Genomic DNA, 9,637 nt, shown 5'->3' on the forward strand with positions numbered 1-9,637 from the left:
TGTTTTTTTATAACAGTTTTTTTCAAAGCATAGCCGCTGACCAGCGCTTCACAGGCCCGGTTCGCGCTCTGGATGGTCTTCGCGTTCCTGTACCACCGGGGCCTGGCTGGCACGGCGGATTTTCAGTTCGCTGACCACGACGGCAATCACGATCAGCAGGCCTCCGAGCAGCGCGACGCCCGGTAGGCGCTCGCCGGCGATGCGGCCGACGACGCCCGCCCAGACCGGCTCGCCGGCATAGATGAGGGTGGCTCGGGTGGGCGAAACGGATTTCTGCGCCCAGTTCATCGCCACCTGGATCACTGCGCTCATCGCCCCCAGGCCAAGGGCGCTGCAAAGCAGCAGCCAGGAGAAACCCGGCAGGGCTTCCTGGGTCGGAACGATCATCAGGAAGGCCAGGGCCGAGGCGGTCGCCAGTTGCACCACGGTGACCCGGCGCACATCGACCTGGCCGGCATAGCGGCTGATGAGAATGATTTCGCCAGCGATCGCCACGGCACTGACCAGGGTAACCAGCTCGCCTTCGCTGAAATGCAAGGTGCCACCGTTCGGGCCGGCCAACAGCACCAGCCCGACGAACGCCAGGCAGATGCCAAGGCTTGGCATCAGGCCGGGGCGGCGTCCGAGTACCAGCCATTGCAACAGTGGTACGAAGGGCACGTAGAGGGCCGTGATGAAGGCCGACTGGCTGCTGCTGATGGTTTGCAGGCCCATGGTCTGCAAACCATAGCCGAGCATGATCGATACACCGATGAGCATGCCGGCCTTGAGCTCCGTGAAAGTCAGCCCCGGCAGCGAGCGGGCCGACACCAGGCCGACGAACACGGCGGCCGCGGCAAAGCGCAGACCGACGAAGAACATCGGGCCACTGACGGTCATGACATTGTGTACCAGCAGGAAGGTGCCACCCCAGAGCATGGTGATGAATACCAGCACCAGTTCCGCCTTGCTCAGACGCAAGGAGACGGCGGATTGGGTGGGCAGGCTGGGCTGGCTCATGGGCTTGCTTACTCGACAGGGGCGGCGCACAATCGCCGCAAAGTGGGCAGTATACTGCGCAATCCCTACCTGTGAGCAATATAGTGCACAAAGATTCTTCGCACCGGGCATCGGTGCTGCAACATGTCAGCCAGAACGTTCGCCAGTTACGCAGCGTTGCCGGGCTGAGCCAGACGGCACTGGCCGAGCGCTCTGGGGTCAGCCGGCGAATGCTGGTGGCCATCGAGGCGGGCGAAAAGAATGTCAGCCTCACCACCCTCGACCTGATCGCCGAAGCCCTGGGTGTGGCGTTCAGCACACTCATCCAGGCCCCTGATCGCCGTGACCCCAGCCGCATCGATGAGCTGGCCTGGGCCGGCGAGCATGCCGGCAGCAAGGCCATCCTGCTGGGCAGCAGCCCGGCCCGGCGTGAAGTCGAGCTTTGGGAATGGACCCTGGCGCCGGGCGAGTCCTACGCCAGTGAGGCCGACGCCGAAGGGTGGAGCGAGCAGATCTACGTGGCCGCAGGCTGCCTGACGTTGATCATCGAGGGGCGTGAACGGCGCTTGCAGGCGGGCGAGTTCCACGTATTTCCCAGCAACTGCCGGTACGTGTATCGCAACGATGCCAGCGAGCCCACGCGGTTCGTGCGTAACGTCGTGATCTGAGCGCTTCAGCGGCGATATTCGGCGAGCAGTTGCTCGGTGCTCTCGACCCGGGCATAGGCGAAGGCCAGCGCCGCCATGGAGGCCGCCTGGACCTGCGCTGCGGGTACCTGCTTGCCGGCGAAGTCCAGGGGCAGGGTCGCGCAGGCATCATGGGCTACTGCCACTTGATAGCCATGGTCGGCCGCCGCGCGGGTGGCCGCGTCGATGCACATGTGGCTCATGCTGCCGACGATGGTCAGGGCCTGGACATCATGCTGGTCGAGCAGGGCCTTGAGGTTGGTGTCGCGAAAAGCATTGACCTGGTGCTTGGTGACCACGGCTTCGCCGCTGGCCGGCGCTACCTTGTGATGGATCTGCGCACCGTCCGAGCCCGGCGTGAAGAATGGCGCGTCGGCGCTTTCGAATTCATGGCGCACGTGCACCACCAGGTCGCCCCGGCTGCGGGCCGCGTCCAGCAGGCGGGCAGCGTTGTCGGCGGCGCTCTCGGCACCGTCGAGGGTCCACTTCCCACCGGGGAAGTAGTCGTTCTGGATGTCGATGATGATCAGGGCCTGCTTGCTCATGCTGCCTCCTGTGGCAGTAGTGGTTGGTTGAGGATAGTTATAGGCTTGGGCGATGTTCCCTGGGATTGGCGCGATCGACACAATGACGGCAAAAACTGACAGCTCCGCTACCCTGGAAATCGGTGTTCTTGTCTATCCAGGGGCGCAAGGTGCCGCCGTGCACGGCCTGACGGACCTGTTCACGGTGGCCAACCGGGTCGCCGCCGAGCTGGGCGAAGGCAACCTGCCACGCCTGCGTGTCAGCCATTGGCAGCTCGACGATGAAGGGCGGCTGCAGGTTATCCACGACAGCCTGGCGCAACCTCGCCATGCGCTTCGTGCCCTGGTGATCCCGCCGAGCCTGGAATCGGCACCGGCCCCTGCGTTGCTCGAGCGTCACCGTACGGCCCTGTGGCAATGGCATGGGCAGGGCACCGTGCTCGCCTCGGTGTGCATCGGGGTGTTCTTCATTGCCGCCAGCGGGCTGCTCGATGGACGAGCGGCGAGTACCCACTGGAACTATGCGCAGGCACTGGGTGAGCGCTTCCCCAAGGTGCGGGTGGAGGCCAACCAGCCGTTGCTCGATGACGGCGACATCGTGACGTCTGCCGGCCTGATGGCCTGGACCGAGCTTGGCCTGCGCTTGCTGGAGCGTTTCCTTGGTGCGACCCTGGCCCGGGAAACTGCCCGTTACCTGGCCGTGGAGCCGTTGGCCAGCGCCTTGCCGGGCGCGCGTTTCAGCCCGCGGTTGGACCATGGTGACGAAGCGGTGCTCAAGGTCCAGCATTGGCTACAGGGCAACGGGGCGCAAGAGGCCGACCTGGCCAGCATGGCGTTATGCGCAGGCCTCGAGCCACGGACCTTCCTGCGCCGCTTTCGCGCGGCCACCGGGCTGCGGCCGACCGAGTATTGCCAACAGGTGCGTGTGGTGCGGGCCTGCCGCTTGCTGGAGTTTACCCGACGCAGCGTGGACCAGATCGCCTGGGGCGTGGGCTACCAAGACCCGGGTGCGTTTCGCAAGGTGTTCCAGCGTATCGTCGGGTCGACCCCCAGCGATTACCGGCGACGCTTCATCGCCCAGCCCTGACATCTCCTAATGGGCGGGTGGATGCGGCCCGGGGCCTTGCTCGGCCAGGCGGTCGTGATGATTGCGCAAGGGGCACTCCTTCAACGACAGGCAGCCGCAGCCGATGCAGCCGTCCAGCTGATCGCGCAGCAAGATCAGTTCGTCGATCCGCCGGCTGAGATCGTCACGCCAGCGCGCCGATAGCCGGCCCCAGTCTTCGGCGCTGGGCGTGTGGTCCCTGGGCAGGGTGTCCAGGGCCTGGGCGATGTCGGCCAGGGCGATGCCCAGGCGCTGGGCCATCTTGATCACCGCCACCCGGCGCAGCGTGGCCCTGGGATAGCGGCGCTGGTTGCCCGCATTGCGGATACTGTGGATCAACCCCTTGGTCTCGTAGAAATGCAGCGCCGTGACGGCAACGCCGCTGCGTGCGGCCAGTTGGCCGACGCTCAGCAGCTTTTCTTCGCAAGAGGGCGTTTTGCCTGGCATGGGAAGAAATTCCTTGACCTTGACTTAACTCGAGGTTTTACCCTGCAAACCATCGCGCTGCAAGCGTCCGGAGCAAGGAGACAGTCCATGGCGGCCCAGCCCACTACCTTATGGTTCACCCAGATGATCGAATACGAAGTGCCAACGACCCAGCAGCAGGCGCTGGCCGAGGCATTGGTGGTGCGCAGCGAAGCGTTGGCAGCGCGTTGCGAGGGGCTGCTGGCGGTCAGTATCCAGGCCAGCGACGATGGCAGTCGGGTCTTGCAGTACCTGCAATGGCAATCACGCCAGGCGTGGGCCGCGGCGGCAGATTGCTTCGTGGAGGAGCCGTTCCTCGACTTGCTGTGCCAGCACCAGGCGCGGGGCATCAATTTCGCTGCCTACCAGACCCTGCGCAGCCTTGTGCGGGGCGCCGATGGCGAGTTGCAGTGCCAGGTGGGCGAGCCTCAGGCGTACCAGGGAGCGTAATGCGGATAACGGTCCAGGCGTGCGCCTATGACCATCTCCTCGATCCAGGACGCGAGCATGGCGCTGTAGGCCTTCTGGCATTCCTCGCTGGAAAGGGCATGGTCGGCGCCGTCGACGATACGGTGGGTCAGCGAGTGGGCCGCGACGAACGCCGAGCGATAGCTCATCAGCGTATTGTGCGGCACATAGTCGTCGTTTTCGGACTCGACCAGCAGCACGTCACCGCCGAACTCGGCACAGGCGGCCAGGGCCCGATTGTCGGCAGGGCCCAGGATACGCTGGCGATAGCTGTTCAGGCGTTGCCGATCCAGGGCTTGCTTGGGCGTTTCCCAGTCATCGTCCCAATACAAGGCCGGCACCCGCAGTGCCAGCCATTTGACAGGCCTCTGGGTAGTCAGCAGGGTCGCCAGGTAGCCGCCATAGCTGCTGCCGATCACGGCAATGGCCCCCGGGTCCACGGCTGGGTGGTTGGCTAGCTGGTCGTAGGCGGCCAGCACGTCGCCCAGGTTCTGCCGGCGGGTGACGGTCAGGCGCTGGCTTTCGGTCTTTTCGTGGCCGCGCAGGTCGAAGGTCATGCATACGCAGCCCAGCCCGGTGATGTTGCGTGCCCGGGCCAGGTCGCGTTGCTGGCTGCCGCCCCAGCCGTGGACGAAGAGAATGCCCGGCATCTTGCTGCCTGGGCTGACCACGGTGCCGGCGATGCGGTCGTCCTCGACCTGCAGCTCGACTGATTCACTCTGGATGGTCATGGTGGCGTATCCGTGCATACTTGCTGAGTTGTCCGAGTTCACTGTCGTTTCCCTGGTAGAAAAGTGTGGCGTCGGCAGGCAGTTCGGGAAGGCCGAAGACTTCATGGCTCGAGGCATGCACCCGTTGCAGGGCCGGGTCGTCGGCGAAGGCTTGCAGGGCCAGGATCTCGGCGCTGCTGGCCCCGCCCAGGCGCCAGGACTGTTCCAGCACCCCGCTGCGCAGGCGCTGCCGATGGTCTATGCCGCGGGCGATGTCATAGTTGCGGCGGGAGGCGACGAAGCCAGGAAAGTGCCGCTGCGCGGCGCGTTCATAGGCCATGGCCTGGTTGATGGCCAGGCGCACGTGTTCTTCAAGCGGTAGCTGCAGCAGGGACGTATAGCCGCCTCGCACCACGACCAGGTCAGAACCGCCATAGACCTCGGTGCCCTGATGATCGCGGGTCAGGCGCTGGGTGCCATAGTAGCTGCACACCTGGTCACCGACGCAGGCCTGGCCCACGCTATAGGTCTCGACGTCGTCCAGGTTCTCTTCCAGCACGAGCCCGACAAGCCCCAGTGTTGCGTCGTCCATCTGCGCCAGCAATGGCTCCAGGTCCTCGGCGTGCTCGACCACCTCCTGCCCACGCCCGGCGCAGGCCAGCACTGGCTTGACCCGGACCGGCCCCTCGCGCAGGAGCAAGGCCGCAGCCTGCCGGGCATCGGTCTTGCTGAACACCGTGTAGCCGCGCAACAGGGCGTCGCGGGCGTCGCGGGCGAACGCATCGGTCCAACCTGATGGGAAGCTCGCCCCGGTTGGCAGAGGGTGGGAAATAGCCTTGGTGGCCATGAAGGGGTGCGTGACCAGGCCGCCGAACAGGTCGTGCTCGTCCACGATTCCCAGGGGGCGGTAGCGCTGCGGGTCGACCAAGGTTTCGGTCGGCAGGTAGTAGTAGCGATCGTTGCTGCCTGGGGGCTGGTCAGGCGCGGCCTTGCCAATGCCGAGCAGGCGCGCCAGGTAGTCGACGAGCTTGAGGTGGACGGCGTGCTCGTGGTCGGGCGTGTGCTCGCGGGTATCGAGCAGTACGACGGCGGTCTTCGGGTCACGGGGTCGGGGCATGGGCGATGGGTGTCCGCTAGGTATGTATGGTGTCTGAAGCCGCTTGACCGACCAAAGTTCAGCGCAATCGATCGGTGGCAGGTGGCTCGAATCGTTGGCCGGGAAGCATTGCGTACCTCGTCGCGATTGCGGCGCTTGGCCGGCTGTTCCATTATCAGCGCCCTGGAATAGTCGAAGATGTATCCGCAGGAGTGCGTATGAACAGTCAGTCCCCGATTCAGCGAAGCGTGCAGGCCCGCCTGGCACGTGTGCGCGAGGTGATGGCCAACGACGGGCTGGATGCCCTCCTGGTGCCCTCGGCCGATCCTCACTTGTCCGAATACCTGCCGGGGCACTGGCAGGGGCGCCAATGGCTGTCGGGGTTCCATGGATCGGTGGGCACCCTGGTGGTGACGGCGGGCTTTGCCGGGCTCTGGGCCGACAGCCGCTATTGGGAGCAGGCGCAGCACGAACTCGCCGGCAGTGGCATCGAACTGATGAAGCTGCTGCCTGGGCAGCCTGGAGCGCTGGAATGGCTTGGCGAACATATCAAGCCCCACGGCACGGTTGCCGTCGATGGTGCGGTCATGGCCCTGGCGTCCGCCCGGCTGTTGGAGGAGCGCCTCAGGGCGAAGGAGGCGCGGCTGCGCACTGACCTGGACGTGCTGGGGAAGGTGTGGGATGACCGGCCGGCACTGCCGGGCAATGCGGTCTACCAGCACCTGCCACCCCATGCCAGCGTCAACCGTGCGCAGAAGCTCGTCGAGTTGCGTCGCACGCTGGTTGAGCGAGGCGCTGATTGGCACTTCCTCGCCACCCTCGATGACATCGCTTGGCTGTTCAACTTGCGGGGCAGCGATGTCTCCTACAACCCGGTGTTCGTTTCTTTCGCACTGATCGGGCAGGAACAAGCGACCCTGTTCGTTGGACGGGACAAGGTCGATGAGCATCTGCGACAGGTATTGGCGGCAGATGGCATCGAGGTGCGCGATTATGCCGATGTGGGCCAGGCCCTGGGCACGATCGCGCCGGGCAGCCGTTTGCTGGTGGATCCGGCGCGCGTCACCTGTGGCTTGCTGGGGCATCTGGATGAGCGCGTGCAATTGGTCGAGGGCGCCAACCCCACCACCTTGAGCAAATCGCGCAAGGGCGAGGATGACCTGGTGCATATCCGCCGGGTCATGGAGCACGACGGCGCCGCGTTATGCGAGTTCTTCGCCTGGTTCGAGGCGAACCTGGGCAAGGAAACCATCACCGAGCTGACCATCGACGAGCGGTTGACCGCAGCCCGGGCGCGTCGGCCGGATTTCGTGTCGCTGAGCTTTTCCACCATTGCGGCGTTCAACGCCAATGGCGCCATGCCGCATTATCGGGCCACCGAACAATCCCATGCGGTGATCGAGGGCGATGGCTTGCTGTTGATCGACTCGGGTGGTCAATACCTGGGCGGTACCACCGATATCACGCGGATGGTACCGATCGGCACGCCGAGCCTCGAGCAGCGCCAGGACTGCACGCGGGTGCTCAAGGGCATGATCGCGTTGTCGCGGGCCAAGTTCCCGCGAGGCATTCTTTCGCCCCTGCTCGACGCCATCGCCCGCGCGCCGATCTGGGCGGATCAGGTCGACTATGGCCATGGCACCGGTCATGGCGTGGGGTATTTCATGAATGTACACGAAGGGCCCCAGGTCATTGCCTATCAAGCTGCAACATTGCCGCAGACGGCGATGCAGGTGGGCATGATCAGTTCGATCGAGCCGGGCACCTACAGGCCGGGAGCCTGGGGTGTGCGTATCGAGAACCTGGTGGTCAACCGGGAAGTTGGCAAGAACGCCTTTGGCGATTTCCTGGCCTTCGAGACCCTGACCCTTTGTCCGATCGATACGCGCTGCCTGTTGCCCGAGCTGTTGGGGCAGGAGGAGATCCAGTGGCTCAACGCCTACCACGCGACCGTGCGTGAGCGGTTGACGCCTTTGCTCCAAGGAGAGGCGCTGGCCTGGTTGGAGGCCCGAACGGTGCCGATCTGACGTGGCGGGCATCAACGAAAAAGGGCAGCCGTTTGGCTGCCCTTTTCAGTTCATTTGCACAGGACGATCATGCTACGGCTGGTGTAACCGGCCGGATTGATACCGAATAGGTAGTCGCCCGGTTCTTCGTCCGTATCCCCGGAGCGGGCGATGACCTTGTAACCGCGGTTGCCGCAGGACGTGGCTGCCTTGCTGTAGCATTTCTCCCAAGAGGAGGAGAGGCCGGAGCAATTGATATGCAGCCCTTTCTTCCCCCGCTTCACCTCGGTCTTGGCGGTGGCGGCGCATCCAGCAATGGCCAAGATGGCCAGGATGAGCAAAATACGTTTCATTCCTGTCCTTAAATGCAGGGCCGACCAGCATGCCTGGCCCCGTCGTTATCGCTCTTTTCTTCCTGGAATTTCCCCAACGTCCCTGTCTTGTACAGTAGATAGCGTAAAGATCAAATTTTTGTGACAGCTTAATCAGCCTAGGCTGGAGGGACAATGGGAAAAGTCCGGGCAAATGAAAATATTTCTCATGTCAATCCGCCGCTACGGCTGTCGGGGTCTCCTTGCGCATCGACAAGGTCGCCCCGACGGAAGCGGTGATAATCGCCAGAATGGCGAGCCATTGGGAAAGGGATAGGACTTCCCCCAGGAACAACAACCCTGAAAGCGCAGCGAATACGGGCTCGATGCTCATCAGGGTGCCGAAGGTGCGGGCGGGCATGCGGGTCAGGGCGACCATCTCCAGGCTGTAGGGGAGGGCGGTGGAGAGCACTGCGACGCCTAGGGCCACCGGAATCAGGGCCGGTGCGAGCAATGCACTGCCAGCATGCGCGATGCCGATAGGCGCGACGAACAGCGCCGCCACCAGCACGCCCAGGGCGGCCGTCTGGATGCCATGTTCTGCACCGGCGCGTTGGCCATAGAGGATATACAGTGCCCAGCACACCCCCGCGCCTAGCGCGTAGGCTGCGCCAACCAAGTCGACGGCCTGGCCGGATTGGCCGACAGGAATCAACAGCAGCAACCCGATGATCGCCAAGCCGATCCATAGGAAGTCCACCACCCGCCGCGAGCCCAGGATCGCGACGGCCAGTGGCCCGGTGAATTCCAGTGCCACGGCGATACCCAGCGGGACGGTACGCACGGACATATAGAACAGCAGGTTCATACCGCCCAATGCCAGGCCATAGATGACGACGCTGCGCAGCGTGGCGGCATCCATCCGTGCACGCCATGGGCGCAGCAACAGCAACATGATGATGCTGGCGAATACCAGGCGAAGGGCGGTGGTGCCTTGGGCTCCGACTGCGGGAAACATGCTTTTGGCCAGGGAGGCTCCTGACTGGATCGAGGCCATGGCGATCAGCAGCAGGCCGATGGGAAACAGCGTGGCGGCCAGGCTGCGAGGCTGGTTGTTCATTGCAGGAGGGTAATCCTTATAAATGGAAGTGATACGGCTGAGCACTATAGTGCGCAATGGGCCCTGCCGTCGGCAAGAGCGGTTTGGTAACGTTTTTTGAAAATAACGGTTGACGTGCCGTTTCAGGGGCCTATAATGCGCCCCACTTCCGACGCAGTCGAAACGCAA

11 protein-coding genes are annotated in these 9,637 nt (G+C 64.1%); 4 read left to right on the forward strand and 7 right to left on the reverse strand.

What is annotated here, in order from left to right:
* Positions 1-48: 48 nt before the first annotated feature.
* Positions 49-999 (reverse strand): DMT family transporter, encoded by a 951-nt coding sequence (locus AC1MHZ_RS12270; RefSeq protein WP_084854731.1) that lies wholly within the window; start codon positions 997-999, stop codon positions 49-51.
* Between the two features lie 83 nt (positions 1,000-1,082).
* Here AC1MHZ_RS12270 and AC1MHZ_RS12275 point away from each other — a divergent pair, with 83 nt between their 5' ends.
* On the forward strand, positions 1,083-1,646 hold the full coding sequence (locus tag AC1MHZ_RS12275; protein ID WP_482966403.1) for a helix-turn-helix domain-containing protein: 564 nt from the start codon (positions 1,083-1,085) through the stop codon (positions 1,644-1,646).
* Positions 1,647-1,651: 5 nt separating this feature from the next.
* Here AC1MHZ_RS12275 and AC1MHZ_RS12280 read toward each other — a convergent pair whose 3' ends face one another.
* Positions 1,652-2,209 carry a cysteine hydrolase family protein gene (locus tag AC1MHZ_RS12280; protein ID WP_084854733.1) on the reverse strand — a complete coding sequence of 186 codons (558 nt, stop codon included), beginning with the start codon at positions 2,207-2,209 and terminating at the stop codon, positions 1,652-1,654.
* 82 nt (positions 2,210-2,291) lie between these two features.
* Here AC1MHZ_RS12280 and AC1MHZ_RS12285 point away from each other — a divergent pair, with 82 nt between their 5' ends.
* Positions 2,292-3,275, forward strand: a complete 984-nt coding sequence (locus tag AC1MHZ_RS12285; protein ID WP_084854746.1) for a GlxA family transcriptional regulator — start codon at positions 2,292-2,294, stop codon at positions 3,273-3,275.
* A 6-nt stretch (positions 3,276-3,281) separates the two neighbouring features.
* On the opposite strand, the gene soxR is transcribed toward AC1MHZ_RS12285, so the two are convergent.
* Positions 3,282-3,740 (reverse strand): redox-sensitive transcriptional activator SoxR, encoded by a 459-nt coding sequence (gene soxR, locus AC1MHZ_RS12290; RefSeq protein WP_084854734.1) that lies wholly within the window; start codon positions 3,738-3,740, stop codon positions 3,282-3,284.
* Between the two features lie 87 nt (positions 3,741-3,827).
* Here soxR and AC1MHZ_RS12295 point away from each other — a divergent pair, with 87 nt between their 5' ends.
* Positions 3,828-4,208: an antibiotic biosynthesis monooxygenase gene (locus AC1MHZ_RS12295; RefSeq protein WP_084854735.1), complete on the forward strand. Its 381-nt coding sequence runs from the start codon at positions 3,828-3,830 to the stop codon at positions 4,206-4,208.
* On the opposite strand, the gene AC1MHZ_RS12300 is transcribed toward AC1MHZ_RS12295, so the two are convergent.
* Positions 4,187-4,957 carry an alpha/beta hydrolase family protein gene (locus tag AC1MHZ_RS12300; protein ID WP_084854736.1) on the reverse strand — a complete coding sequence of 257 codons (771 nt, stop codon included), beginning with the start codon at positions 4,955-4,957 and terminating at the stop codon, positions 4,187-4,189. The two genes, AC1MHZ_RS12295 and AC1MHZ_RS12300, sit on opposite strands and share 22 nt — an antisense overlap.
* The gene (locus tag AC1MHZ_RS12305) at positions 4,941-6,053 is read right to left on the reverse strand and encodes a DUF3182 family protein (RefSeq protein WP_368830135.1); all 1,113 of its coding nucleotides are present in this window, start codon (positions 6,051-6,053) and stop codon (positions 4,941-4,943) included. The genes AC1MHZ_RS12300 and AC1MHZ_RS12305 overlap by 17 nt, the downstream gene beginning before the upstream one ends.
* A gap of 197 nt (positions 6,054-6,250) precedes the next feature.
* Here AC1MHZ_RS12305 and AC1MHZ_RS12310 point away from each other — a divergent pair, with 197 nt between their 5' ends.
* Positions 6,251-8,059 (forward strand): aminopeptidase P family protein, encoded by a 1,809-nt coding sequence (locus AC1MHZ_RS12310; protein ID WP_482966404.1) that lies wholly within the window; start codon positions 6,251-6,253, stop codon positions 8,057-8,059.
* Positions 8,060-8,109: 50 nt separating this feature from the next.
* Here AC1MHZ_RS12310 and AC1MHZ_RS12315 read toward each other — a convergent pair whose 3' ends face one another.
* Together AC1MHZ_RS12315 and rhtA are read right to left on the reverse strand one after the other, a co-directional pair.
* Positions 8,110-8,391 (reverse strand): hypothetical protein, encoded by a 282-nt coding sequence (locus AC1MHZ_RS12315; RefSeq protein ID WP_084854739.1) that lies wholly within the window; start codon positions 8,389-8,391, stop codon positions 8,110-8,112.
* A 190-nt stretch (positions 8,392-8,581) separates the two neighbouring features.
* Entirely contained in the window at positions 8,582-9,469 is an 888-nt protein-coding gene (rhtA, locus tag AC1MHZ_RS12320) for a threonine/homoserine exporter RhtA (protein WP_084854740.1), read from the reverse strand.
* Positions 9,470-9,637: the final 168 nt, after the last annotated feature.

Source organism: Pseudomonas sp. FA-1 (assembly GCF_056856075.1).